The following is a 25,277-nucleotide window of genomic DNA, read 5'->3' as shown; positions in this document are numbered from 1 at the left end:
ACAGAGTGCACACCTCGCCTTTCTCGCCCGGTAGCGGGGCTCGCCGGGCCGGGTGGGCGACCTGGTCGCCCACCCGGCCCGCGCGATTGGGTCCTCAACTCATCGAAGCCGGCGCTGTCTCACTCGCCCCCACCCTGCTCCAGCTCGCCGGCCGGCCCCTTTTTGCGAGCCCCCGCCGCGTGCTGGTGAGCGCGCACGATGGTGGAGTCGCCCGAGACAGCCCAGCAGAGGCCTTCTTCGGCATCCGCCTGCGCGATAAGCGCTGACGGGCGCGGCAGGTTCCGGCCGCGCACCGAGCGCGATGGCCGGCCGCCGTCGCGGGTGCGGATCGAGGCCGCCCGCGCCGGTCCCCCCTTTACATAAACTATGAATATAAAAATGTTATGCTTCGAGCATGAGTCGTCAAGACACCACTCCTGGCGCGTCCGCCGCCATCGGGGCAGCCCTCTACGGCCTGGCCACCAGGGCCGCGAGACGCCTGCCCCGGGACATGAGCCTGACGTCCGCCGCCACCCTGGCCACCCTGGACCGGACCGGCCCGCGGCGCATCACCGATCTGGCCGCGGTCGAGGGCGTCACCCAGCCCGCGATGACCGCCCTGGTCCGGGTGATGGAGGAGTCCGGCCTGGTCGAGCGGCGGGGCGACGCGTCCGACAAACGGGTCACGCTGGTGTGCCTGACCGAGGCCGGCGCCTCCTATGTCCGGACGCGGCGCCAGGCGGGAGTCCACGCGTTCGAGCGGTTGATCGGCGAGCTCACCGGCGACGAGATCGAGGCGCTGGTGGCGGCCCTTCCGGCGCTGAAGCATCTGGCAGAGCTCGAAAGCCAGGACCGCGAAGGGCCGAAGCAGTGACCGGGCAGCCGGTCAGCGGGGTCGCAGGGAAGGCGTTCCCGGTGGCGCGTTCCGAGGCGCGGCTGCTGGTCCCCGCCCTGATGTTCATCGCTCTGGTCGTGGCGGCGGTCGCCAGCCTCGGGACGCCGCTCATCACCAGCGTGGCGACCTCGTTCCACGTCTCGCTCGGCAGCGCGCAGTGGACACTGACCGTCGCGCTGCTCAGCGGCGCCGTCGCCACGCCGGTCCTGGGCCGACTCGGAGCCGGCCCGCACCGGCGGGCCACGATCCTCGCCACGCTGGCGGTCGTCGTCGCCGGCGGCGCGCTCACCGTGCTCCCGCTGCCGTTCGCGTGGCTGCTGGCCGGCAGGGCGGCCCAGGGCGTCGGGCTCGGGCTGACGGCGCTGATGATGGGCGTGGCCCGGGACCACCTCCCCGAGGAGCGCAGCGCGGCCGTGATCGCCCTGATCTCGGTGGTCTCGATCATCGGGGCCGGCGTCGGCTACCCGCTGGCCGCACTGCTCGCCGAGCTCGGCGGGGTACGGGCCGCCTACGGCCTCGGCCTGGTCGTCACCGCCGCCGCCCTCCTGACCGCGTGGCGCTCCATGCCCGAAGCCCCCGAAGGCCGCTCCGCCCACGTGGACGTGGCAGGCGCGGTCGTCCTGGCCGCTGCGCTGCTCCTGGTGCTGTTCCTCGGCGGCGAACGGAATCTGTGGAGCCGGCACCTCGCCGTGGCGGCGGGCCTCGCCGTCGTCGCGGCGGTGCTGCTCTGCGTCTGGGCCGTCATCGAGCTGCGCAGCACGACGCCCCTGGTCGATGTGCGGGCCGTGCGGCACCCGGCGGTCGCCGGGGCGAACCTCGCCATGTTCGTCGGCGGGATCGGCATGTACCTCCTACTCACGCTCATCACCCGGTACGCGCAGACGCCGCACGGCGCCGGCTACGGCTTCGGGCTGACGACCTTCGTCGCCGGGCTGGTCCTCATCCCGTTCTCGCTGCTGGGGTTCGTCGCCGGCAAGCTCATGCCGCGGGTCCGGACGCGGATCGCCGACCCCCTGCTCCTGGCCGGCAGCGCCGTCGTGGTCGGCGGCGGGTTCGCCCTGTTCGCGGCGGCCCGGTCGGACCTGGCCGAACTGTTCGCGGCGATGGGCGTGCTCGGCTTCGGCGTCGGCGGCTTCTCGGCCGCGATGCCCGGCGTCATCCTGGCCGTCACCCCCAAGAGCGAGACGTCGAGCGCCATGAGCTTCAACTACGTCGTCCGCAGCGTCGGGTACTCCCTGGGCAGCGCCATCGGCGGCCTGATCCTCGCCGCGGGCACCGGCCCCGGCCACCTCTTCCCCGACGACAGCGCCTACACCACCGCGGCGCTGGTCGGCATCGGCGCCATGGCGATCACGACGCTGACAAGCCTCGCTCTCGCCCGCCGACGCTCGTCCGAGACCAACCCGTAAGTCACATGCACTCATCCCAACACTGGAGGTTCCATGCCCAAGGGCTACTGGGTCAGTGCCTACCGCACCATTTCAGACCCTGAGAAGCTGGCTGCTTACAACAAGCTGGCCGGTCCGGCCGTCGCGGCCGGGGGCGGTCGGATCCTCGCCCGTGGCAGTCGGGTCGTGGCGCATGACGCCGGAATCGCCGAGCGCACCGTCCTGGTCGAGTTCGACAGCTTCGAGCAGGCTGTCGCGGCGCACGAGAGTGCGGCCTACCAGGAGGCGCTGGTCGCCCTCTCCGACGGCGTCGAGCGCGACTTCCGCATCGTCGAAGGCATCGACTGACCGAGGTCCAGTCGGAGCTTCACTGAAGCTGTCCGCGCTGCGGGACTGGGGCGCGGGCCCCCAACCGCGGCGGTGTTGGGCATCGCCCGCAGCATCATCCGGTTCACGGTGAACGTCATCCCGGACCCCGACCACCCGGACACCACCGACGCCCTGGAGGCGATGCGTGACGAGCACCTGGTGCTGGCGCACGCGGTGCACCACGCCCCCGGTGCTCACCGTTAGCCGCACCACCGTGGGAGTGGATACGCATCGGTGCGGTCGACGGCGCGGGAGTGAGCCTCCGCCAACTTGAAATTGCAGGTCAAAGCGCTGGTCTGACGGTCGTTCGGAGTGCCCATGCTGGTCAGTGGCGGCAGCCTGCGCAGTAGATCATCCGTCAGCCCGCGCCGCGGCCTGACGGGTGATCGGGGGCTGTAGAGCGAGGGTTGCCAGGGGCGCGGAGGTCTTGGTACTTCGGCTGCGTTGGGCCGCCACGGTCTCCCGCGCCCTGGTACGCACAGGTTCCGTACTCGGTCACCGCGACGGGCTTGCCGTGGGCGAGTTGCCCACGCAGCTCCTCCCGGAAGCTGTCGGCGTTGTAGCAGGCCCGGTAGGCATCGATGCCGACGAGGTCGAACGGACGCCAGTCGACGAACTCCCAGGGGGCCGAGGCGTAGGTGACCTGCCCGCCGAAGTGCGTACGGACGGTCGCGGCGATCTGGGAGAGGAAGTCGTTGAGGCGTTCTTGCACCGGTCCGAGGGAGGACCACCGGTGGATTCCAGCGGTCGTCGCAACACTTTGCCTGGCGCGATGAGCGTGGTGGTTCAGTCCGAATAGTGCTCACCAGCGTGCCTACGTCTCTTCCAGTGCTGCGGAGGCCGCGTCAACGAAGGGCCCAATCAGTCGGATGTAAGCGCGCAATGTCTCTTGGAACTCACGACGGTTGTCGCGGCTGGCACTCTCGGTCGTGGCCGCCAGAGCGGTGGAGAGTGTCCCCGACATGATCAACAGGTTCGATGCTGCGACTTTGACCGTGGAAGGGCCCTCCAGATCAATCAGTGTCACCGCCCGACGCAACTGCTGATGGCGGTCGCGGTGAGCGGCTAAGGCCGCTTCGCACTCGGGAGTCGAAAAACCATCGACTCCCCGGAGCCCGTCAGCGACGACCTGGGCCTGCTCAATGAGGCCCAGATAGGCGGCCCGTCGAATCTGACGGGTACCTTCACGGCGCTGCGCCTCAGTGGTGGCATCTACCTGGATCCGAGCAGTGTGGGCGCTGCCCCTGCTGGTCAGCCAGCTCGCCAGCGAGCTGGCCACGATCGCCGTCACACCAGTGAGGCCGGCGATGAACAGCGAGTCGTCAGGCATGCCGAGAAGTCTCTCCAAGAAGGCCCCACGGAAGCCACCGCTTCCTTGTAAATACCTGTGTGATCTCGGCGTTGTGTCCGCATGTCCTCGAACAACGCCCTGAGCGGGTTCGCTCACCAGGCAGTTCGACGCACGTGCTCCGGATGGTCTTCAGACGACGGGGCCTCGCGCCGGTGTTCCGCGCCTTCAGGCGCTGCAGCTCGTCCAGTCGGAGCGACGTCTGTCGCCAGGGTGCGGGCCGTACAGCGCGCTGGCCGCCAGGCCACGCGACAACTCGGTGGACAGGGCTACGTCGTCGTCGACTTCTTCCGGTCGCCAGCCGGTGACGTTCAGGAGCAGCCCGTGCAGCGGCCGGCCGTCTGCCACGGTCGTGGTTCCAGGTCGGGGTCGCCGTGGTCGTGGCCGTACACCCGGCCGCCTAGCAGCTGCATATCGCCGTTCAGCTGACCAGTGTTCCAGCCGCGTCGCACCAACAGGTGCGGCGCTCCAGCAGTCCCGCGTCCAGGCGCAGGGTGAGATGGTGCTCGCCGACCGCGGCCGTGTCCGGGGTCAGCCAGTCGGCGCCATCGGCCGTCGGCCCGAACCGTAGCGGGAGCCGGTTGGGCAGGTTGACCATGTCCTCGTTCTCGACCCGGCGGCCCCCGATCTCGGAGGTGAGCCGGTTGTAGCAGCCGGCCGCGTAGGTGCCCGGGTAGTGGATCTCGTCCGCGGTGCACTCGGGCAGCGCCCCTCGGGTAGCGAAGTAGCCGTTGTCCAGGGCGCACAGGGATTCCCGCAGGGTTTCTCGCGCGGGCTGGCATCCCTCGTACTCCCAGGTCGGATCCGCCACCGTCACCCCGCGGACAGCAGACCGGTGAGGATCCGGTCGGGGGTGAGGGGCAGTTCGCGGCAGCGGACGCCGGTGGCGTGGTGGACCGCGTTACCGATGGCGGCGGCGGTGCCGACGATGCCGATCTCACCGATACCCTTGGCGCCCATGGGGTTGAGGTGGGCGTCGTCCTCGTCGACCCAGTGGGCCTCGACCGCGGGCGCGTCGGCGTTGGCGGGCACGTGGTAGGAGGCGAGGTCGCACTCGGTGAAGTCGCCGAACGCCGGGTCCATGGTGCTGCTCTCGGTGAGTGCCATTCCCAGGCCCATGATCATCGCTCCGGTGAACTGGGAGCGCGCGGTACGGGAGTTGAGAATGTGCCCGGCGGCGAAGACGCCGAGCAGTCGGCGCACCCGGATCTCACCGGTGACGGTGTCGACGGCGACCTCGGCGAAGTGGGCACCGAACGCGTGCCGAGCGAAGGGGACTTCAGCGTCGGCTCGGCCCTCGGTGTCGGCTTGGACTTCGAGGCCAGAGGCGGGCAATGGGCCTTCGTGTGCGGCGAGTTGGGCGACGAGTTCGGCGCAGGCGTCGTGTACGGCCCAGCCCCAGGAGGCGGTGCCGGTTGAGCCGCCGGCCAGCCAGGCGGAGGGCAGATCGCTGTTCCCGATCTCGATGCACACCCGGTCCAGGGTGGTGCCGAGGACCTCGGCGGCGATCTGAGCGAGGACGGTACGGGCCCCGGTGCCGATGTCGGTCGCGTTGATGCGCACCGTGCAGGTGCCGTCGGGAAGGGCGCGCGCGGTGGCCGCGGCCGGGACTGCGGAGGCCGGGTAGGTGGCGGCGGCGACGCCGGTGCCGATGAGCCAGGGGCCTTCACGGTGGGAGCGGGGGTGCGGATCGCGGTCCTCCCAGCCGAACCGGCGGGCGCCCTCGCGCAGGCACTGCACGAGATGCCGACTGCTGAACGGCTTGCCGGTGCTCGGCTCGCGCTCGGGCTCGTTGCGGATGCGCAACTGGATCGGGTCCATGTCCAGCGCCTCGGCCAGTTCATCAACGGCGGACTCCAGGGCATACATGCCGGGCGACTCGCCGGGGGCCCGCATCCACGAGGGGGTCGGCACATCGAGGGCCACCACGCGGTGGACGGTGAGGAGGTTCGGCGTGGCGTACATGACGCGGGCGGGCACCGCGGCCTGCTCCACGAACTCCTTCACCCGAGAGGTGTGGGTGGTCACCTCGTGCACCAGCGCGGTCAGCCGGCCGTCCGGGGCGGCGCCGAGGCGCAGCCGGTGCAGGGTGGGGGCGCGGTGGCCGACGACGGTGGGCAGATAACGGCGGGGGTAGGCGAGGGTGACCGGGCGGGCGGTGCGCAGGGCGGCCATCGAAGCCAGGACGAGGTCGGGGCGCGGGGTGCCCTTGGAGCCGAAGCCACCGCCGACGTGCTCGCTGACCACGGTGATCTTGCCCTCGGGCAACTCGAACATCTGCGCAAGCACAGACCGGGCCGTGGTACCGCCCTGGCTGGAGGTGTACACCGTGAGCCGGTCGTCGTCCCAGTGGGCCGTGGTCGTGTGCGGCTCCATGGGGTGGTTGTGCAGCGGTGGCACCCGGTAGGTGACGTCGACACGGGTCGGTGCGGCGGCGAAGGCGCCCTCCGGGTCGCCGTACTCGATGCGGCCGGGCAGGCCGGCGTTGGCCTCCTCCGGCTCATACACCTCCGGGTGGTCCTCGGTCAGTTCGACGTCGTACGGCTCGCTGTCGTAGCAGACCCGGACCAGCCGGGCGGCTGCCCGTGCGGTCTCCAGGGTCTCGGCGACCACGAGGGCGACGCACCAGCCCCGGTGCGGGACGCGCGGGTCCTGGAGGACGGCGAGGGTGGCGTCCTCGAGTGCGGCGACCTTGGGTGCGTCGCCCGGAGTGAGGACGGCGAGGACGCCGGGCAGGGCGCGGGCGGCCGAGGTGTCCGCCTCGGTGACCCGGCCGCGGGCCACGGCGGCGGGCACGGGCCAGGCATGGGCGCGGCCGGGCAGCGGGTGTTCGGCGGCGTAACGGGCGGCGCCGGTGACCTTCTGCCGCCCTTCCAGGCGCTCGGCGGGAGCGCCGAGGGCGGCGCCGGTACGGGGCATCGGGTCTCCTCCTGTAACCGGTGGCGTGCGGGTCAGGCCACGGCCGGGGCCGGGGTGAGGCGGCCGAGGACATCGAGTGCGAGGCGCCGGGCGAGGGGCACCTTGTAGGCGTTCTCCCCCAGGGGCCGGGCCTCGGCGAGTTCGAGGTCGACGGCGCGTTCGAAGGCGGCCGGGGTGGGGGCCGCGCCGCGCAGGGCCTCCTCGGCCCGGCTAGCCCGCCAGGGCTTGTGCGCCAGCCCGCCGAAGGCGAGGCCCACGTGCTCGATCGTGCATTCCGAAAGCCGCAGCACGACGGCCACGGAGGCAAGGGCGAAGGCGTACGACGCCCGGTCCCGGGCCTTGCGGTAGGCGGAGGGCATCCCGGCCGTGGTGGCCGGCAGCAGCACGCCGGTGATGATCTCGCCGGGCCGGATCTCGGTGTCCCGCTCGGGGTGCTCGCCGGGCAGCCGGTGGAAGTCGGCCACGGGCACGGTGCGGGTGCCGTCGACACCGTAAAGCTCGACCTGCGCGTCCAGCGCAGCGAGGGCGACGGCCATGTCGGACGGGTGGGTCGCAATGCAGCTCTCGGAATGGCCGAGGACCGCGTGGTCGCGGTGGACACCCGCCAGAGCCCCGCAGCCGCTGCCGGGGTCGCGCTTGTTGCAGGGCTTGTCCACGTCCTGGAAGTAGGGGCAACGGGTGCGCTGGAGCAGGTTGCCACCGGTGGTGGCGGCGTTGCGCAACTGGCCCGAGGCGCCTGCGAGCAGGGCCTGGGAGAGCACGGGGTAGCGGTCGCGTACCCGCGGGTCGGCGGCGAGGTCGCTGTTGCGGACCGTGGCGCCGACCCTGAGGGAGCCGTCGGGCAGCTCCTCGATGTTGTCCAGGGGCAGCCGGCCGACATCCACGAGGAAGGCGGGGCGTTCGACGCCGAGCTTCATCAGGTCGACCAGGTTGGTGCCGCCGGCCAGGTAGCGGGCGCCGGGATGGGCGGTGTACGCCTCGGTGGCCTCCTGGAGGGTGGCAGGCCTGAGGTATCCGAAGCCGTTCACCGGATCACGTCCTCCAACGCCTCGACGATGCCCGGATAGGCGCCGCAGCGACACAGGTTGCCGCTCATGCGCTCGCGGATCTCGGGCCGGTCCAGCGGGACGGGGCGGCCGGAGGGGGCCGCAGGGTCGGTGACGTGGGAGGGGTGGCCGGCCGCGGCCTCGGCAAGCATGCCGACGGCCGAGCAGAGCTGGCCCGGGGTGCAGTAGCCGCACTGGAAGGCGTCGCGGTCGAGGAAGGCCCGCTGGAGCGGGTGCGGTTCCTCGCCGTCGCCGCCCAGGCCCTCGACGGTGGTGATCTCGGCACCATCGAGGGTCACGGCCAGCAGCAGACAGCTGTTGAGCCGGCGCCCGCCGACCAGCACAGTGCAGGCCCCGCACTGGCCTTGGTCACAGCCCTTCTTGGCGCCGGTGAGCCCGAGGTCCTCGCGGAGCAGATCCAGGAGGACGCGGCGGTGGTCGACATACAAGGTGTGCGGTTTACCGTTCACCCTCAGGGTGATCTCCGATCCCGGAGCGGGCGCGCTTTCGCTGGTCATGGCATGGGGCCTTCTGGGTGGACCGTCGTACCGTGCACTCCGCGTATCCAGTTTCGCGGGCCTCACACGTAGGCGGGGGTCGGCAACTGTTCGCCAGGGAGTGTGCACAAGGTCGCTTTAGACCGACCGGCAAATGGATCACTTGAGGCGGCGTGTGGTGGGGCGACCGTCCCAGCGGTAGTGGGTGGTGGCTCGGCGGATCAGCATGCGGAGCGTGACGAGCGCGGCGGCCAGGTGGAGGTAGAACTCCACGAGCGTGCTGTTCTTCTCGGTGCAGCGCCGCAGCTTGCCGTAGCCGTTCATCTACGAACGGGTTCGTTCCACGACCCATCGCTTGCCAGCCTGGATCGGGGCGGGCACTCCCTTGCGGGCGACCTCACCCGTGAAGCCCAACTCCTGTAGCAATATGCCTTGCTCAGCCCACTCCTTGACACGTCGACGGATGGTGCGGTCGGAGCATCCGGGGCTGGAGATCCGTTCGTAGCCCGAGCCGTGGACCAGGGCAAGCAGCACGTGCTCGAACACGGTCCGGTCGGGGATCCGGCGGCGATGGCAGCCGAGCGGGTGACCCGCGGCGAACTCCTCCCGGGCGGGAAGAAGCGCCGCGAACTGGTCCCAGAGGGGTTCGAGCAGGCAAGATCGCAGCGCGGGCACGGCCGTCCTTCGTGATCACTGAGCGTAGAGAACTCCATGATCACCTGGACCCGTGCCCGTTCTGCTGCCAGCCCCGCCACCCGAACGCCTATTGCCGGTCGGTCTTATCCGGTTCAGCCCGCGACAGCACGGCGTACAGATGTGCTACGACACTCGGGCCCCCGACGCCCTCGGAAGGCGCCGCCACACAGGGACCACGGAGCGGTCGCGCCGACCGCTCCGTCTCACCGGGATTTCCTGTCCTGCAATCGGATGTTGATAAGAACCGTGTCACCAGCCGTAAACCGCGGCGTTCCGGCGTGCGTACCGGTCCCACCGGAATCGGTGGGCCTGCCGCCCGCGCTACAGCGGCGCCGACGGTGAACTTGCTGGTCCCGGTGCGTGGGGCGTGATGAAGAGACAAGCACGGCAATCATGCGGATCTTGAAGCTTACACCTCCGTGATCCACATGTGCCGTGCTCGTTTTCCCCTCCCACCCCCCGTGATCAAAACGGGCGAAGCGGACTCTCCTCGGGGTCTTGAGCCGAGTTGAGTTAACGGGTCACGGCTTACTGCCCGTTGTTCGGCACCGCGTCCATGACGGTCAGCGTCATGCTGTTGTTCTTGTAGGACACCCGGAACAGGTAACCGCCCACGCTCAGGGCCCGGTTCTCCGGCAGCGCGTGGAAGGCGCCCTTGATCGAGCTACCGCTCATGATCGTGAACACGGTGCCCGGCGTCAGCTTGCCCCGCACGTGCAGGTCCAGCTCACCGTCCAGCACCAGGTTCCCCGCCGCCCGGACGCTCGTGTAGTCCCGGTCGCCGGAGATCGTGATGGCAACGCGACCCTGCTTGCCGATGGTCGCGTTCCCGCCGACGTTCAGGACATTGCCTGCGACGCCGGAGGCGCCGGTGATCTGCGCGGCCTCGTCGGCCGTGAGACCGGGCCGCAGTACGCCGCGGCCGACGTTGATGCTGTCACCCACAGTGCCGCTGCCGCCGAGCGTTCCGCCACGCACGTCGATAGCGCTCGCGTGCGAGCCGACGACCGAGAGTTTGCCGTCGAGGACGGTGCTCGTCCCGTGCCAGGTCTCGCTGCCGGTGAGGAACAGGGTGCCGGCGCCACGCTTCGTGAGGCTGCCCTCGTAGGCGCGGGCCTCGCGGGCTTGCTCACGGCGGACCCCGATGGCGTAGTCCGACTTGTCGGCGTCGCTCGCGCCGGCCGGCAGGCCCTTGGTCCAGCCCTTGGCGGCCTTGGTGGCCGCCCAGGCGGCCGCCTCGTCGGCGTCCTCCTGCTGGCGGGCCTGGATCGCGACGTCCGAGATGTCGTTCGACCACACGTCGTCGCGCCCCTGGGTGTCGACGACGAACGGCCCCAGGAACTGGCCAGGACCGTTCATCGCCTCCCGCAGGCTGACCGTGCCCCAGCCGTTGCGGCTGTCCGGCACCTGCACGATCTGGCCGCCGGTGGGGTTCAGCACGGCGTTGCCTGCCGCGTCATTGATCGTGTTGTTCTGCCGGCCGGTGGTGAACATCGTGTAGAGCGCCTGCTCGTTGGTCATGTACGGGAAGCGCTGCATGATCAACGACAGGGCGGCCGCCGAGTGCGGGCCGGCCATCGACGTCCCCGACGCACTGCCGTAACGGGGCTCGGGCACGCCGTCGACGACCGACACGGTCGTGCTGTTGATGCCGTTGGCCGGCGCCGTCACACAGGACCACTTCGCGACGCCACACTGGTTGAACGTCTGCTGGCCGGGGACCAGGACGGAGCCGTCAGGGTTGAACGTGCGCCCCACGGTGGGGTTGATCCCCGACGTCGTGTACCAGCTACCCTCCAGCTCAGGCATGAAGTACGGCGCGGCGCCTCGCGGCGACGGGTTCACGTAGCCGCTGTTACCGGCGGTGAACTGGACGACCGTGCCGGTACGCGCGGCCTCGATGGCACCGTTCAGCCAGCGGGCGGCGCTGCCGTTCGCGTCGACGACGCCGTCCGGAGTGGACCACAGGCGCCATGCCGTGTTCAGACCGAAACCCGCTGGGCTGCCGGACGGGGTGTCATACGTGTTGTAGTTTTCCGTGTTGGGCTGGCTACCCCAACTGCTGGTGATGATCCTGATGGGCTCGCCGTTCGCCGTCTTGGCGGAGTTCACAGCCCGGTAGACATTGCCGATGTAGGCGTCGTCCGGCTTCTGCGCGGCGGTCGCGTTCGCCGGCAGGAGACCGTAGAGCACGCCGTCCGTCTTGCCGGTGTTGCCCGTGTACACGTTGCTGTTGAACGCGACGCCGTGCATGTTGGCATCCGGCCCGGCCGGTTGCGTCTCGCCGACCCCGTCGCGGCTCGCACCGATGGTCCCGGTGACATGGGTGCCGTGGCTGTCGTTGATCGCCGGGTTGTAGAAACCCGGCGTGGGGCCCGTCTTGCCGCCCTGGGCCTCCACTGAGAAGTAGCGGTCCCCGACCGCGTAGTTCGTGTCCAGGCTTCCGTGCTCCCGGACGTGCCCGGCGAAGACGCCCGAGTCGACGACGCCGATGTTCATCCCGGTGCCGGAGTAGCCGGCGGCGTAAGCGAATTCGGCTCCCATCGACACCAGGCCGGCATCCCGGTTGAACTCAGGAGTACGCCAGCTCGCCGCGTCGCCGAGCCGGCCGGGATCTCCCTCGTAGGTCTTGATCGGCGGTGGCACAGCCACCTGCCCCATCGCCGGCTGCGCGGCGACGCCGAGCACCACTATCGGTATCAGCGCTGCTATCAGCACCGGCTTCACGCGTTTTGTGTGCGGCACTCCGACCCCTTTCAAGATCGATTGCGCCGGATGCTAATCCTCCTTTCGGATCGGATCAAGGCGTCGGCGGGCACGTTATCCACCTACGCTGGAAGTAGGCGCGATCAATCAACTTGGCTGGATCCGGGACGACTTGACTCCGAGGGCATGGTTTGTACAGGCTGACCTCCGATCCATCAGGGCGTTGCCATACGCATCTCCGACTGATCCACTACTCGCCGCGCCGCCGTCCGCGTCGAGGTGTTCTTCGGCGAGCTTGAACGACGTGTACTGGGCGGATGCAACTGATCGCCGCGACACCTCGATCGAGGAGGATTTCGTGGCGCAGGGAAGGGCGCGTGCGGAGATTGTGGCTGGTCGCCCGCCGTTTCGGTTACCGGCACGGCCCCGGTCAACCGGCGCGAGGAACGACAGCGTTTCTGGCGGCTGATCGCCAAGGGGCTGCCGAGCGAAAGAACCGCTGTCGCTTGCGACGTCTCGATGCCGTCAGCAAGCCGTCCGGGGATGTACCACGCCATGAAAGCCGCCAAGTCGCGACGTACCACCCTGTGTCAGCTAATCACCTTACGAACCGCCCTCCCAGACAAGGGAGCAGCACCCTTACGCCCGAAGGACCGCCGAAGTCACCACCACGCCGCGCTTTACCGAAAGCGTGGATACAGGCGCGCTTCAGTTGGTCGATCTGCTGCTCATGGACGCCCCGGCCATTTCACGAAACTGCGGGAAACGCTCGGCCTTTGGATCCAACACGTCGATCAGAGCGATGAGTTTCTGCTGAAGCTCGACGATTCGGGACATGGCCGGTGCAGTGTCCTCTGCGAGCCGGTCGACGTCCCGAAGGAGCGGGGCGAACCACCTTTGGAAGACCTCGTCCCCATCGAGCTTCTCGCAGAACTCGGCGTAACCCAGGCACCTGCGACGCCCAGGCTCTCCTTCCGGAAGCACCATCAGTTCACCGACGGCCCGTTGCTCGACGCGCCAGAGGCGTAATACATCGTTGGCCTCCGAAGTACGGTTCAGAACCGAGCCGATGGACGAGATCGCCGTCACGGCACGTTGGTTGACGCGTGACTGGCCAAGATCGAGGAACTGGATGTCCCGCCGCAGGATCTCCACCCATCCCAAGTACTCGGCGAGCACGAACACCGTGCTGCGGCGCACGTACTCCCGTTGCTCCGGTGTGCCCTGCACGTGAAAGGCGGTCACGAAACCGCGGCCAGGACCCGGTGAGAGATCGACCTGATGACCGCGCAAGATGTTGTACAACCTGGCCTGTAGGTCATACGCAGCCCAAGCCAGCGAGGCCCCGTAGGAGTCCATCAGGTTCCGCTGCTCCATCAAGCGCAGGCGCCGCTGGGTCCAGTAGCCGAGCACCACCGTCGTCGCCGCGCCGGCCAGCGCCACGAGCGCGGACACCACCGCCAGTGCATCCACCGTTCCGCCCCCTGAATTCAGCCCCGATCTCATGCTTGCGTCAGCCAACTCGAAGGGATGACGAGTGCCGAGGGTATCCCGGCCTGTCCCCGCGCTCCGGGAGCCCGCCTGACCCTTGTATCCGGCTCTTCCGGCCTCTGGCGCAACCGGGGGTCAGAAGTCCGCGGCCAAGCTTCCCGTTGCCAATAACCGGCTTCATCGGCACCTCATCCGGGAACCCCGAACGTCCGCGGCCCCTCGCGCGGCAGCAGCTTCGCCGCTCGCCGCGTGAGGGACTGCGACCCCTGCGCGGGCCGGCAGCCGCGGTCCAAGGCGGCAGCGAGGCTGCTCGCGACACGCAGCAACCTCGGGGCGCGGCTCACCGAGCGCGAACGCGAAGTACTCGCGATGGCGGTCACGGCTGCGGCTGATCGCGGTAGTACGTCAGGGCAGTGCCGCCCACGGTGGTGCCTTTCGCCGGCGGCCTGCCGGGGGGCAGCCCGGGGGTGAAAGGTGCGGGCGAGTGCCCCGCCGGTAGGCATCTGCATGCCGGTGCGCAGGTCGTTCTCGGTTCAGGCGCCTGCGAGGTGGCAGCCGACGGCTCCTTCGGCGCCTCACATGTTGATCATGTGGCCCGCCAGTCCGTGCACAGCCTCCTTGACAGCCTCGCTCAGGGTCGGGTGGGCGTGCACATTACGGGCGATCTCGTGCACGGTGAGGTCCCACAGCTGCGCCAGCGTCAACTCCGGTAGCAATTCGGTGACTTCCGGGCCGATCAGGTGGCCGCCGATGAGCTCGCCGTGCGTGGCGTCGCTGATGAGCTTGACGAAACCGGTGGTGTCACCGAGGCCGTGCGCCTTGCCGTTCGCGGCGAACGGGAACTTGGCCACCTTGACGTCGTATCCGAGGTCGCGGGCCTGCGCCTCGGTGTAGCCGAAGCTGGCGATCTGCGGCTGGCAGTACGTGGCCCGCGGGATCATCGCGTAGTCGAGCTCCATCGTCTCGGCGTCGGCGATCGTCTCGGCGGCGATGACGCCCATCGCCTCGGCCGCGTGCGCGAGCATCAGCTTGGCGGTGACGTCGCCGATGGCGTAGAGGTGCGGGACAGAAGTGCGACAGTGGCCGTCGACGTCGATCGCCCCGCGCTCGGTGAGCGTCACGCCCGTGTTCTCCAGGCCGTAGCCGGTGACGTTGGGGGCGAACCCGATGGCCTGGAGCACCTTGTCGGCCGTGAGGACCTGCTCAGCGCCGTCCTTGCCGATGACGGTGACGCGGACCTGGGGACCTGACTCGTCGATGGCGTCGACACGAGTGGAGGTCAGGACGTCGATCCCCAACCTTCGGTACTGGCGTGCCAGTTCGGCTGACACCTCGGCGTCCTCGAGGGGAGCCATACGGTCGAGGTACTCGACGATCGTGACCTTCACGCTGTAGTGGTGCAGCACGTAGGCGAACTCGACACCGATGGCTCCGGCACCCGCGATGACGATCGACCGCGGCAGTTCCTCGGCGAGGATCTGCTCCTCGTAGGTCACGACGCTTGCACTGCGCTTGGTGCCGGGCAGCAGCCTGGGGGTGGCGCCGGTGGCGATGATGCAGTGGTCGAACCCGATGGTGCGGGTGTCCCCGTCGTAGCCGGCCACCTGGAGGGTGTGCGGATCGAGGAAGGTGCCGCGCCCGTCCAGCTCGGTGATCTTGTTCTTCTTCATCAGGTAGTGAACACCCTTGACCCTGCCGTCTGCGGCCCTGCGGCTGCGGCGGAAAGCCTCGCCGTAGTCGAAGGTGACCTGGCCGTCGACCCTGATGCCGAAGGTCTTCGCCTCCCGCGTGAAGATGTGGGCCAGCTCCGCGTTGCGCAGCAGGGCCTTGGAGGGGATGCAACCCACGTTCAGGCAGACGCCGCCCCAGTACTTCTCCTCGACGACAGCGACGCTCCGGCCCAGCTGGGCGGCCCGGACCGCGGCCACGTAACCGCCGGGCCCGGCACCGAGTACCACGACGTCGAATCGCTCGTCCTGCTCGACCATGTCTCCGTCCTCCTCAACGACCTTCATCAGTCTTCATCGACTTCGTAAGTTTTGCCCGTTTCATCGGTTCGTCGGCTGCCCGGCTCGACATCCTGAGCTTGTTCAACGACCGCTGTGCCGCCGAGCGAGACCGATCGGCGGCCGTAGGGGGTCTGGCCCTTGCGGGGCCGGACCCCCACGGTGTGCTCGGATGATGCCGCCTCCATGGAGGAATTTCCTGGAGAACCGCAGGGGCATTCACACTTGCGTCAGGCCGATGTCGGCGCAGCCGCTGTGAAGCGCGTCGAGCCCGAACGCTTCGATCGGCCCGGCGACTCCAGGGGCCTGGCCGTTTCCAGAGGCCGGCGGGTGGCCTGCCCAGGCGATGAGTTCACCGGTCAGGCTGCAGACAGGAGTACGAGGGCAGCGTGCATGGCCGGGAGTGCCTCCGAGCACCCTCCGGAAAAGCGCCGGGCGGTGTCCAGCTCGCCTGCGATGGCCAAGTGCGCGTGGCCGTCCGGTGAGAGATCGGCCGACCGCGAAAGTGTGAGGCTGGCGACTGGCCTGCGGCGGGAGGAAGAATGCCGGAGCAGGGGGCGGGTTCCGGCGGTGAGGGGTGGAGCGCCGCCCGACACCGGAACGAGGAGGTCGCGGGTGCTGACTGCGCTGGGACTGGCAGACGAGGAGGACGTGGTCTACCGCGCCCTCGTTGCACACCCGGGAGTGCGGGCCGCCGAACTCGTACGGGCACTGGCCGCCGCGCCCGTCGACGCGACCCCTGCCGTCGCCTGGTCGGAGCACGAGGTGGCCGCGGTGCTACACCGGCTGGTCAGCACCGGCCTGGCTCTCGCCGACACCGACTCCGGCGAGGAGCCCCGCTACCGGGCCACACCACCGGCCCTCGCCCTGGAGCCGTTGCTCACCGCCCGGCGTGACGGCCTGCGGCAGGCCGAGAGGCTCATAGCCTGGCTCACCGAGCAGTACCAGGAGGCCCAGAGCAGCCAACCCGGGGCGCCCGTGGAGGTGGTCTCCGGGCGGGAAGCGGTGCGCCACCGGTTCCTGCAACTGCAGCTCGCGGCGCAGCGGGAGGTCCTGGGCCTCATGATGCCGGTCAGTCGGCGACAGAACGCCGTGGTACCGGTGGAGGAGAACGACGCCGAAGCCGAGGCCATGCGGCGCGGCGTGCATTATCGGGTGGTCCTGGAGCGGGGGTGGCTCGACGAGCCCGGGATCGGGGGACTCGTGGAGGAGTCACTGCGTGCCGGGCAGGAACTCACCGTGGTGGAATCCGTGCCCGTCCAACTGGCCATCGCGGACGGCAAGATCGCCATGGTCCGGCTCTCGCCCATGCCGGGCAGCCGCGATCCCGGAGCGTTGATCATTCATGAAACCGGGCTACTGGAAGCCCTGGTGGCGCTCTTTCACGCTTACCGGGAGCGCGGCTGGCGGCTGGTCGGCCCCGAGCAGACAGGGCCTGCCCCTGGTCCGGCGGACGGGCCGGACGAAGTGGACCGGTCGATCCTGGGGCTTTTGCACGTGGGGCTGACGGACGTCAGCATCGCCCGGCAGCTCGGCCTCGGTCATCGCACGGTGCAGCGCAGGCTCAGTCGGCTGATGCAACTGGCCGACGCCCGAACGCGCTTCCAGCTGGGCTGCCAGGCGGTGCGGACGGGCTGGCTGAGCAGCGATGCCCGCCTGTCCGCAGTGGCGCCGAACCCTGTGGTGGAGGTCGCTGACCCAGCAAAGCGGGCTGAGCCGCGCACCTGACGACCCCGGGTGCGGCCGACGGGCCACCTCAACCGCGCACCGGGACGCGGACGTTCGTTGCGGACGATCAGCGTATCCACGAACTCCTCGTCGAGCGTCCCTACAGCGAACGTGCTGCGTTGGCAGTCCAGTCGGTGGGCACTGCAGCGGAAGTGGCGTGCGCCCTCGACAGTTTGGTCGCGCACAGCCCGCCTGCGCTCCCCCACGAAGCAAAGCGACATGACCACGTGCTTCCAGCCGGGCCGGTGCACGGTCCGGCTGGCTCACGGTGACGACAGCCACCCAACCGGTCTGAATCCGGCATAGCTTGAGGCGTAATTACGCCAAGGCGCATTCACGCCTGTGATGATCCCTTGTCCGCGGAACGATGCGTACCGAACCATCGAGCCACCGAACGCGCAGGACCACGGACCCTGCATATCGGTGCCAGTCCACGTACCCGTGTGAGATGGGGAGAGTTCCCGTGTTCCCGACAAGAACAAGACGGCTCCGCCGGTCCCTTGCCGCCGCAGCGGTCGTTGCGACCGCGGTATCGGCACTGCCCGGCGCGACGGCCTGGGCCGAGGACGAGGTGCCGCAGCCCGCGAACGTCACCGCCGGCCAGGTGCCGGTCGCACCGGCCATGACCGAGGGCCTGGACAACGCCACCCGCAAGGGAACTCCCGCCGAGGCAGCCCGCGCGCATCTCAAGGCACACCAGGACAAGTACCGGGTCCCGGTCTCTGACCTGCAGACCCTGAAGACCACCAAGGTCGGCAAACAGTCCGCGGTCCGCTTCCAGCAGAAGCACAACGGGGTGCCGGTTCTTGGCGCCGAGTACGCGGTGCAGACGGAGCCGGCCGACGGCGGTCAGAAGGTCACCTCCGCCACCGGCACGCTGTACACCGGCCTCACCGTCTCCACCACCCCGAAGGTCACCGAGGCCACCGCCAAGCAGCGGATGTTCTCCCTGGACTCGCACCTGGGCACCGTCAAGGGTGCCAAGACTGCCGAGCACGGCCTGGTCGTCCTGCCCGACTCCCATGGCGGCACACTGACCTGGCACTTCACCGTGACCGGCGCCCGAGGTGACGGAAGTCCGGTGCGCCAGGAGGTGTACGTCGACGCGAGCGTCGGCGGCATCGCCCTGTCGTACAACAACATCGACGCGGCCGACGCTGCGCCCGTGACGGGGACGGGCGTACGCGTGGACGGCTCCGAGGTGCAGCTGAACGCCAATCAGGAGGCGGACGGCTCGTACACCCTGGTCGACTCCAAGCGCGACATGTACGCGCGGACCGGCGGCCAGATACGCACCTATGACGCGCAGCGCAAGAGCTACACGCTCGTCGCGGGCGGCCCGGTCACCGACGACATCCCGCTGGTGAAGTCCTCGACCGACCGCTTCGACGGCGCGAACACCAGCTCCGGCGCGGTCGACGCCCACGTCAACGCCGCCAAGGTCTACGAGTACCTCAAGGACCAGCTCGGCCGTGACGGCGTCGACGGCAAGGGCGGCAGCGTCTACTCCGTCGTCAACGTCGCCAGCAGCGGCAAGGACTACGCCAACGCCTTCTGGGACGGCTCCAAGATGGTGTACGGCCACATGAACGGCGTGCCGCTGTCGGTGGGTCTGGACGTGGTCGGCCACGAGATGACGCACGGCGTCACCGAGCACGCCGCCGGACTCGTCTACCTCAACCAGTCGGGCGCCCTCAACGAGGCGATCTCCGACTACTTCGGCAACGCCATGGAGACCGCCGACAAGGGCATCGCGATGAGCGACCCCACGTCCGGTCTGGTCGGCGAGTACCTCTGCAACGGCACCAAGCCGCTCGAGGACTGCGCCCTGCGCGACCTGAACGACGGCCGCAACGCGCAGAAGGACTACAAGCCCATCCCGCTCGACTTCGACAACGGCGGAGTGCACTCCAACTCCACCATCGTCGGCGGCGCGCTGTGGGACCTCCGCAAGAGCATCGACACCAAGCTCGCGGACCAGATCATCTACCGGGCTTCGGAGAACTACCTCACCCCGCTGTCCGGCTTCACCGACATGCGTAACGCGGTGACCCTCGCCGCGAAGTCCATGAAGGTCTCCACAGCCGACCTCGCCGCGATCGACAAGGCCTTCGGCGCCCACGGCATCGAGCAGGGCTGGGAGCAGAAGGGCGGCACGCACGACGGCACCACCATCGGCGCCGACGTCCTGCCCGCCTACGAGGTCTACGGCGGCGTCGACGAGCAGGCCGCCCAGATCAACGGCGACGTCTACGCCATCCCCCACGGCGACGCCATCGCCTGGGGCGAGGGCAGCGCCGCCTTCGGCATCACCGTGGGCCGCTTCTCCAAGCACCCGCAGCACGAGCTGGCCCAGAAGGACGCCTACCTGCTCGACCCGTCCCTCGACAACGACCGGATCGTCTTCACCCGGATCACCGCTGACGGCGTCGGCATCTACCAGTCCGGCGACAAGGGCCAAGGCGAGATCAAGAAGCTGGTCGACGAGCCGGGCGTGGACGAGACCGAGCCGGTCACCGAGAACGGCGCCCTCGCCTACATCCGCACCGCCTCCGACGGCGAGCAGGACGTCATGCTCCGCAAGGCCGACGGCACCACGGTCAACGTGACGCCCGAGCCCGGCACCAAGGCCTCCCACCTCGCCATGAAGAACGGCACCATCGCCTGGGCCGGCGGTGACGGCACGTACCTCTACCTCTACGACATCGCCACCGGCACCACGCAGAACAAGCGGATCACCGGCTTCCTGTTCAACTACATCTCGGACATCCAGCTCACCTCGGACCGCGCCTTCTACCGCGTGACGGGCGGCTTCCTGATCCCGAGCACCACCCTGGGCTCGACCCCGGTCAACGACGTGAACCAGATGGCCAACCTGCGCTACCCGGCAAGCCTCTACGTCGCCCAGTTCTCCGTGAACGACAACTACCTGGCGTACTCCACGTACGACATCTGGGGCGCCCTCGGCTCCTGGAACGGCCCCACCAAGGTGAAGGTCGCCAAGACCTCCGACGTGCTGGCCGGCCTGAACGACTTCAGCCGCGTCTCCTGCTCCTCGGGCACGCAGCTGGCTCCGTCCCTCGGTGACGGCCAGCGCGTCGTGTGGCTGGACACCACCGCCGCCGCAACGGACGTCGTGACCCGCTCGACGTTCGCGGGCACCTGCGAGTAAGCCGCGGCGGCACCGAACCCGAGAGCGATACGGCACCAAGGGCGGCCACCGTCGAACGGTGGCCGCCCGTGCCTTGCCGCGGCGTTCTGTCGCCCGCACCACGGCGAGGTCGGCCTTGGCCGCCAGGGGGTGGAAGGGGCACTTGCGCAGCCTCAGCAGGGTGGGGAGCATGCTCCGGCTCCTACCCGAAATCCGCGAGCGTGTCGGCGGCCAGTGGATGGGCCGGGCGGGCCTCTTATATGGCAGGAGTCCTGGGAGGGGTCGGTTCGCAGGCCATTCACTCGTTCACGCGAATCGGCTGAACGTATGACTGCGGGGCCTTCTTTGCTGGGTAACGTGCGTGCTCGACCGGCCTGGCAGGGCCGGTTCGGAGCGGGTCAGGGGGTGCGGGGATGACGGAGAGTCCTTCAAACCAGAGCGGCGGGCTGTCGCGGCGCAGGCTGCTCGCGTCGTCGGCCGCCGCGGGCGGCGCTGTCTGGTTGCTGCGAGGGCTGGTCCGGCCGGGCAGCGCCTACGCGGCCTCGGCGCCGCCACCGGGCTTCCCGGCCGGGACCTACGTCTATCAGCGCGCCTACGAGAACTGGGCCGGTGAGATTCGTACCGACCAGTTGTGGACGTGCGCACCGCGCAGTCCTCAGGAGGTGCTCGACGTCGTCAACTGGGCCTACAACGCTGGCTGGACGGTACGCGCGCAAGGGCGGCGGCATGGCTGGGCCCCTCTCACGGTGGCCGACGGGACACCCGCCGCGGCTCGGGTCGTGCTGCTGGACACCACCGCACACCTCACCGCGATGTCGCTGGGGCAGCGGGCCGCCGACGGGTCGGCGGGAGTCCGGGTCCAGGCCGGCGCCTCTCTGGAGACGCTGCTCGCTTTTGCCGGCGCGGCCGGATACGGGGTGGCCTCCGCGCCGGCACCCGGCGATCTATCGGTTGGTGGCGCGCTCGCCATCGGCGCGCATGGCACGGCCATCCCCGCCGTCGGCGAGAGACCGTCACCCGGCCACGGCTACGGCTCGCTGAGCAACCTGGTCACCGAGCTGACCGTGGTCGTCTGGGACGACGGCGCCGGCCGCTACGTCCTGCGGACCGTCGGCCGAGCCGAGCCCGACTGTGCTGCGCTCCTCACTCACCTCGGCCGCTCGCTCGTCACTGAGGCCGTCCTGCGGGTGGGCACCGACCACAATCTGCGCTGCCAGTCCTTTCTGAACATCCCCGCCACCGAACTGTTCGCCGCCCCCGGTGCTTCGGCCGGCGCGCGGACCCTGGCCGGCTTCGTGGACCGCACCGGCCGGGTGGAGGCGATCTGGTTCGCTTTCACCGACCGCCCCTGGCTGAAAGTCTGGAGTGTCTCCCCGAAGCGGCCGCTCACCGCCCGCGTGGCCGACGAGCCGTACAACTACCCGTTCTCCGACTCCCTCCCCGAGCCGGTGGCCCGGCTGGCCGGGAGCCTGGTCTCCGGGGCGTGGGCGAGTGCGCCGCTCTTCGGGCAGGTCCAGTACCTGATGACCAAGGTCGCGTTGACCGGTGACATCACCGACGTCCTGCTATCGGGGACCCTCGTGCGGGACGTGCTGACCGGCGACGTCCTCACCCACCTGCTGGCAAGCGGCCTGCGCTCGGACCTGTGGGGCGCCTCCCGCAACCTGCTGCAGTACGTGCGGCCCACCACGCTGCGCGAGACCGCCAACGGCTACGCTGTTCTCACCCGCCGCACCGATCTGCAGTGGGTGGTAAGCCAGTTCGCCGGTTTCTATCGCACGCTGCTCGCGCAGTACGCGGCGCGCGGCGAGTACCCGGTCAACGGCCAAGTGGAGATCCGGGTCACCGGTCTGGAGGACCCGTTCGTGTGCGGTGTCCCCGGCGCGCGGCCTCCGCTGCTGTCCGCCCTGCGGCCGCGTCCCGACCGGCCGGACGCCGACACCGCCGTGTGGATCGACGTCCTCTCGCTACCGACGACACCCGCCCTGCACCGCTTCTACCGCGACATCGAGCAGTTCCTCCTGGCCCTGGACGGGGACCGGGCAACGGTTCGCGTGGAGTGGTCCAAGGGCTGGGCCTACAGCGACACCGCCGCGTGGTCCGACCCGAACGTCCTCACCCACGCCATCCCCGCCAGCCAGCGCGCCGGGGGCGGCCCAGGCTGGGACGAGGCGGTCACGCGTCTCGATCAGTTCGACCCCCACCACGTCCTTTCCAGCCCGTTCCTCGACGCGCTGCTGCGCTGAGCGGGCGGTCATATGAGCTTCATCCTGCATTGCCCGTGACCCGCGCCTCCGGCAAAGCGTGGTGACCTTCCGGGGCGCTGACGCGAACAAGACGGCGCGGAGGGGCACGCGGGTGTGCGCATCCCTCGGCGCGGCCCACCCGAGACGCACCGCCAAGCTGCCCAGGAAGCCCGTCTGGTTCAGCCCTGGATAGTGGCAAGCCAGTCGGTCAGCAGGCTGTTGACCTCGTCTGGGCGTTCCTGCTGGACCCAGTGGCCGCAGCCGTCCAGGAGGTGGGAGGCGGACAAGGCGGGGAGAGTGGTGGAGAAGGCGTCGATGGCGTCGGCCATCCAGGTGGTGGAGGCGTCCAGTGCGCCGCCGACGAACAAGGCAGGCTTGTTGATCGGGGCTCCGTGGTAGGGGGCGAGGTCTTCCCAGTCACGGTCCATGTTGCGGTAGCGGTTGAGGGCGCCGGTCAGGCCGGTGCGCTCGAACTCCCCGGCATAGACATCGAGGTCGTCCTCGGTCAGCCAGGCTGGGAGCGGGCCGGCGGGGAAACGGTCGCGCAACTGGCAGCCCAGGGCGACGAAGTGCGGGTCGGGCTCGTCATGGGCGGGCATGGTGTCAGCGGACAACGCGGCGTAGAAGCCGGCGAGCCAGCCGCGTACGTCGGGCTCGAACTCTGTCTCGGCGCGGCCGGGTTCCTGGAAGTAGGAGACGTAGAACTCCTGCTCGGGGCCGCCGATCTGGCCGAAGATGTCGGTGGGTCGGGGGCCGCCGTGCGGCGCGTAGGGGACGCTCAGCAGGCCGACGGCGCGGACAATCTCGGGGTGGAGCAGGGCGGAGGCGGCGGCGATGTTGGAGCCCCAGTCGTGGCCGACGATCACCGCGCTTTCCTCGCCGAGGGCGCGCACGACGGCGACGTTGTCTTCCACCAGGTCGAGCATTCGATAGGCGTCGGTCGCGGCGGGCTTGGAGGAGCGGCCGTAGCCGCGTACATCGATCGCCACTGCCCGGTACCCGGCCGCGGCGAGGGCCGGGAGTTGGCGGCGCCAGGAGTACCAGGACTCGGGGAAGCCGTGCACGAGCAGGACAAGCGGACCGGAACCCTGCTCGACCAGGTGCAGGCGTCCGGCCGGGGCCTCGACGGTGCGGTGGCGGAGCGCAGCGGTCGGCTCGGATTGCATGGGGCTTCTCCTCGGTTCGGTGGGCAGACGCGGCTACCCATCGATCATGCGGTGCGAAGCCCGCCCGACGCGATCATCCTTGCCATTCTGGCAAACTCGCAGGTAGGACGGTGGGAGCGGTGCGGTCGGAAGGAACGGTCACGGTGGCAGTCGACGAGGTGGACGACACGTTGGCGGCGATGGGGCTCAGGCTGCGAGCCGCGCGCGAGCAGCACGGCGCCACGCTCGCCGGTATCAGCTGTGCGACCGGCATTTCACCGAGCACGTTGTCGCGGCTCGAGACCGGCCGGCGCAAGCCCACCCTGGAGGTGGTGCTGCGGCTGGCGAAGGAGTACGGCGTCTCTCTGGACGAGCTGGCCGGTACCGCAACCGTCCCAGCGGCCGAGCCGCGCACCTCGGCGCCGCTGAGCTTCGGCGACGGCAAGGTGGTGCTGCCGCTCACCCGGTACGTCGGCGGCCTGCACGCCCACAAGCATGTCCTGCCTGCCGTTGAAGGGCCGCCCGCGCGGCCCCGTCAGGTCTCCCACGAGGGCTACGAGTGGCTGTGCGTCCTGTACGGGCGGCTACGGCTCTCACTCGGTGACCAGGACCTCGTCCTGACTGCCGGAGACACCGCCGAGTTCGACACCCGCATCCCCCACGGAGTCGCGAACGCCGGATCCGCGGGACCGGTCGAGTATCTGATCTTGTTCGGGCCGCAGGGGGAACGTCTACGGCCGCGCAACCCTCCAGCCGCCGACCGCGGGACCGATGAGAGAAAGGCTGCTGAATGAGCATTTGCGGCAAGCCGCGTGCCTCATCGGTGACAACCACGCTGCTTCAGTCGGTCTCATCAAGCGCCGCCAACTGGCGTCCGGCCGTGCTGTTCGCCCGGGCCGGTGATGGTGCTGAGGCTTCCCTGATGCGATGTCTGCTATGAGCTTTATTGCCCCGGAATGGCCGATAGGCTCGTGCAGTGCGGAGTCGGCATGAGGCGTGACTGAGGCCCCCGGGGGTGAATCCGGAAGAGGCCGCGGAGCTACTGCTGCGCGATCTGCGCAGTTCGCGCCGGGGGCTGTCGAGCGCGGAGGCGCGGCGGCACCTGGTGCAGCACGGGCCCAACGAGCTGCAGCGCAGGCACGGACGGCGCTGGCCGCGGGAGCTGGCCCGCCAGCTCACCCATCCGCTGGCCTTGTTGCTGTGGCTGGCCGCCGCGCTCCTGTTCGCCGTCGGCTCGCATGTGGTCGCAGCCGCGGTGGGGCTGATCATCCTGTTGAACGCGGCGTTCGCCTTCGTCCAGGAGGTGCAGGCCGAGCGAGCGGTGGAGGCCCTGGCGCGGTACCTTCCACCGCGGGCCAAGGCGGTGCGTGACGGTGTCCAGGTGGAGATCGACGCGGCCGAGCTAGGCGGCGATGCCTTGCGGAGGGGCTTCAAGGCGCGCCCCGCTTCTCAGTGGGACCTACGGGCAGAGCCCTGTGCCACCACTGGTCCATGCCCTCGTCGCCTCTCGAAGCGGTGACGAGGGCCCAGTGCAGTCTGCGCACAGAAAGAGGAGGACCACCCGCTTCTCGCGGGTCCCGATTACGCGGCCCCAGGCGCCACCGGGCGCGGTGCCCGCAGCAGCTTTCTGTCCCGCTCTCCGCATCACCGCGGAATTCCACAGTCCA

At 69.5% G+C, this 25,277-nt stretch carries 19 protein-coding genes and 3 pseudogenes; 8 read left to right on the top strand and 14 right to left on the bottom strand.

Annotation, left to right across the window (positions count from 1 at the left end; translation table 11 throughout):
• Positions 1-146: 146 nt before the first annotated feature.
• Positions 147-260, bottom strand: a pseudogene (locus ACWDEX_RS14235) (IS5/IS1182 family transposase); the annotation flags it as partial.
• 230 nt (positions 261-490) lie between these two features.
• Here ACWDEX_RS14235 and ACWDEX_RS14230 point away from each other — a divergent pair.
• Genes ACWDEX_RS14230 through ACWDEX_RS14220 form a run of 3 tightly spaced genes read left to right on the top strand, consistent with a single transcriptional unit; the run spans position 491 to position 2,610 of the window.
• Positions 491-853 (top strand): MarR family winged helix-turn-helix transcriptional regulator, encoded by a 363-nt coding sequence (locus tag ACWDEX_RS14230; RefSeq protein WP_308015619.1) that lies wholly within the window; start codon positions 491-493, stop codon positions 851-853.
• Complete coding sequence (locus ACWDEX_RS14225) at positions 850-2,283, top strand: MFS transporter (RefSeq protein ID WP_450463583.1); 1,434 nt, start codon at positions 850-852, stop codon at positions 2,281-2,283. The genes ACWDEX_RS14230 and ACWDEX_RS14225 overlap by 4 nt, the downstream gene beginning before the upstream one ends.
• 33 nt (positions 2,284-2,316) lie before the next feature.
• A complete protein-coding gene (locus ACWDEX_RS14220) occupies positions 2,317-2,610 on the top strand; it encodes a DUF1330 domain-containing protein (RefSeq protein WP_450463582.1) in 294 nt (97 codons plus the stop codon).
• 379 nt (positions 2,611-2,989) lie between these two features.
• Here the strand turns inward: ACWDEX_RS14220 and ACWDEX_RS14215 are convergent, their stop codons facing one another.
• The 12 genes and pseudogenes from ACWDEX_RS14215 to ACWDEX_RS14160 form a co-directional block, all read right to left on the bottom strand.
• A complete protein-coding gene (locus ACWDEX_RS14215; RefSeq protein WP_450463581.1) occupies positions 2,990-3,343 on the bottom strand; it encodes a hypothetical protein in 354 nt (117 codons plus the stop codon).
• A gap of 102 nt (positions 3,344-3,445) precedes the next feature.
• Positions 3,446-3,961 (bottom strand): hypothetical protein, encoded by a 516-nt coding sequence (locus ACWDEX_RS14210; RefSeq protein ID WP_450463579.1) that lies wholly within the window; start codon positions 3,959-3,961, stop codon positions 3,446-3,448.
• Positions 3,962-4,147: 186 nt separating this feature from the next.
• A complete protein-coding gene (locus tag ACWDEX_RS14205) occupies positions 4,148-4,327 on the bottom strand; it encodes a hypothetical protein (RefSeq protein WP_450463578.1) in 180 nt (59 codons plus the stop codon).
• Between the two features lie 109 nt (positions 4,328-4,436).
• A pseudogene (locus tag ACWDEX_RS14200) lies at positions 4,437-4,796 on the bottom strand (glycoside hydrolase family 65 protein); the annotation flags it as partial.
• The gene (locus tag ACWDEX_RS14195) at positions 4,793-6,898 is read right to left on the bottom strand and encodes a xanthine dehydrogenase family protein molybdopterin-binding subunit (RefSeq protein ID WP_450463577.1); all 2,106 of its coding nucleotides are present in this window, start codon (positions 6,896-6,898) and stop codon (positions 4,793-4,795) included. The pseudogene ACWDEX_RS14200 and the gene ACWDEX_RS14195, both read right to left, overlap by 4 nt.
• 32 nt (positions 6,899-6,930) lie before the next feature.
• Complete coding sequence (locus tag ACWDEX_RS14190) at positions 6,931-7,926, bottom strand: FAD binding domain-containing protein (RefSeq protein ID WP_450463576.1); 996 nt, start codon at positions 7,924-7,926, stop codon at positions 6,931-6,933.
• A complete protein-coding gene (locus ACWDEX_RS14185) occupies positions 7,923-8,462 on the bottom strand; it encodes a (2Fe-2S)-binding protein (RefSeq protein ID WP_450463575.1) in 540 nt (179 codons plus the stop codon). The genes ACWDEX_RS14190 and ACWDEX_RS14185 overlap by 4 nt, the downstream gene beginning before the upstream one ends.
• Before the next feature lie 138 nt (positions 8,463-8,600).
• Positions 8,601-9,116 (bottom strand): annotated as a pseudogene (locus ACWDEX_RS14180) (transposase).
• Between the two features lie 549 nt (positions 9,117-9,665).
• The gene (locus ACWDEX_RS14175; protein WP_450463574.1) at positions 9,666-11,882 is read right to left on the bottom strand and encodes a S8 family serine peptidase; all 2,217 of its coding nucleotides are present in this window, start codon (positions 11,880-11,882) and stop codon (positions 9,666-9,668) included.
• A 669-nt stretch (positions 11,883-12,551) separates the two neighbouring features.
• A complete protein-coding gene (locus ACWDEX_RS14170) occupies positions 12,552-13,316 on the bottom strand; it encodes a hypothetical protein (protein ID WP_450463573.1) in 765 nt (254 codons plus the stop codon).
• 593 nt (positions 13,317-13,909) lie between these two features.
• Positions 13,910-15,322: a dihydrolipoyl dehydrogenase gene (lpdA, locus tag ACWDEX_RS14165; RefSeq protein ID WP_450463673.1), complete on the bottom strand. Its 1,413-nt coding sequence runs from the start codon at positions 15,320-15,322 to the stop codon at positions 13,910-13,912.
• 26 nt (positions 15,323-15,348) lie between these two features.
• Positions 15,349-15,528 (bottom strand): hypothetical protein, encoded by a 180-nt coding sequence (locus ACWDEX_RS14160; RefSeq protein ID WP_450463572.1) that lies wholly within the window; start codon positions 15,526-15,528, stop codon positions 15,349-15,351.
• A gap of 427 nt (positions 15,529-15,955) precedes the next feature.
• On the opposite strand from ACWDEX_RS14160, the gene ACWDEX_RS14155 reads away from it, so the two are divergent.
• The 3 genes from ACWDEX_RS14155 (at position 15,956) to ACWDEX_RS14145 (ending at position 22,465) form a co-directional block, all read left to right on the top strand.
• On the top strand, positions 15,956-17,068 hold the full coding sequence (locus ACWDEX_RS14155) for a hypothetical protein (RefSeq protein WP_450463570.1): 1,113 nt from the start codon (positions 15,956-15,958) through the stop codon (positions 17,066-17,068).
• A gap of 463 nt (positions 17,069-17,531) precedes the next feature.
• On the top strand, positions 17,532-20,240 hold the full coding sequence (locus ACWDEX_RS14150; RefSeq protein WP_450463569.1) for a M4 family metallopeptidase: 2,709 nt from the start codon (positions 17,532-17,534) through the stop codon (positions 20,238-20,240).
• Between the two features lie 392 nt (positions 20,241-20,632).
• Positions 20,633-22,465, top strand: coding sequence for a cholesterol oxidase substrate-binding domain-containing protein (locus tag ACWDEX_RS14145; RefSeq protein ID WP_450463568.1), 1,833 nt, complete (start codon positions 20,633-20,635; stop codon positions 22,463-22,465).
• A gap of 179 nt (positions 22,466-22,644) precedes the next feature.
• Here ACWDEX_RS14145 and ACWDEX_RS14140 read toward each other — a convergent pair whose 3' ends face one another.
• Positions 22,645-23,631, bottom strand: coding sequence for an alpha/beta fold hydrolase (locus ACWDEX_RS14140; protein WP_450463567.1), 987 nt, complete (start codon positions 23,629-23,631; stop codon positions 22,645-22,647).
• A 143-nt stretch (positions 23,632-23,774) separates the two neighbouring features.
• Here ACWDEX_RS14140 and ACWDEX_RS14135 point away from each other — a divergent pair, with 143 nt between their 5' ends.
• Both ACWDEX_RS14135 and ACWDEX_RS14130 read left to right on the top strand, forming a co-directional pair.
• Positions 23,775-24,404, top strand: a complete 630-nt coding sequence (locus ACWDEX_RS14135; RefSeq protein WP_450463566.1) for a helix-turn-helix domain-containing protein — start codon at positions 23,775-23,777, stop codon at positions 24,402-24,404.
• Positions 24,405-24,625: 221 nt separating this feature from the next.
• Entirely contained in the window at positions 24,626-25,129 is a 504-nt protein-coding gene (locus ACWDEX_RS14130; protein WP_450463565.1) for a cation-transporting P-type ATPase, read from the top strand.
• Positions 25,130-25,277: the final 148 nt, after the last annotated feature.

This window comes from Streptomyces sp. NPDC001020 (assembly GCF_053599115.1).
This window is presented reverse-complemented; position numbering and strand designations above follow the sequence as displayed.

Coding starts and splice junctions, on each gene's coding strand:
- ACWDEX_RS14195 (WP_450463577.1), bottom strand. CDS start 6,898: ATGCCCCGTACCGGCGCCGCCCTCGGCGCTCCCGCCGAGCGCCTGGAA.
- ACWDEX_RS14145 (WP_450463568.1), top strand. CDS start 20,633: ATGACGGAGAGTCCTTCAAACCAGAGCGGCGGGCTGTCGCGGCGCAGG.
- ACWDEX_RS14230 (WP_308015619.1), top strand. CDS start 491: ATGAGCCTGACGTCCGCCGCCACCCTGGCCACCCTGGACCGGACCGGC.
- ACWDEX_RS14185 (WP_450463575.1), bottom strand. CDS start 8,462: ATGACCAGCGAAAGCGCGCCCGCTCCGGGATCGGAGATCACCCTGAGG.
- ACWDEX_RS14160 (WP_450463572.1), bottom strand. CDS start 15,528: ATGGAGGCGGCATCATCCGAGCACACCGTGGGGGTCCGGCCCCGCAAG.
- ACWDEX_RS14220 (WP_450463582.1), top strand. CDS start 2,317: ATGCCCAAGGGCTACTGGGTCAGTGCCTACCGCACCATTTCAGACCCT.
- lpdA (WP_450463673.1), bottom strand. CDS start 15,322: ATGGTCGAGCAGGACGAGCGATTCGACGTCGTGGTACTCGGTGCCGGG.
- ACWDEX_RS14140 (WP_450463567.1), bottom strand. CDS start 23,631: ATGCAATCCGAGCCGACCGCTGCGCTCCGCCACCGCACCGTCGAGGCC.
- ACWDEX_RS14210 (WP_450463579.1), bottom strand. CDS start 3,961: ATGCCTGACGACTCGCTGTTCATCGCCGGCCTCACTGGTGTGACGGCG.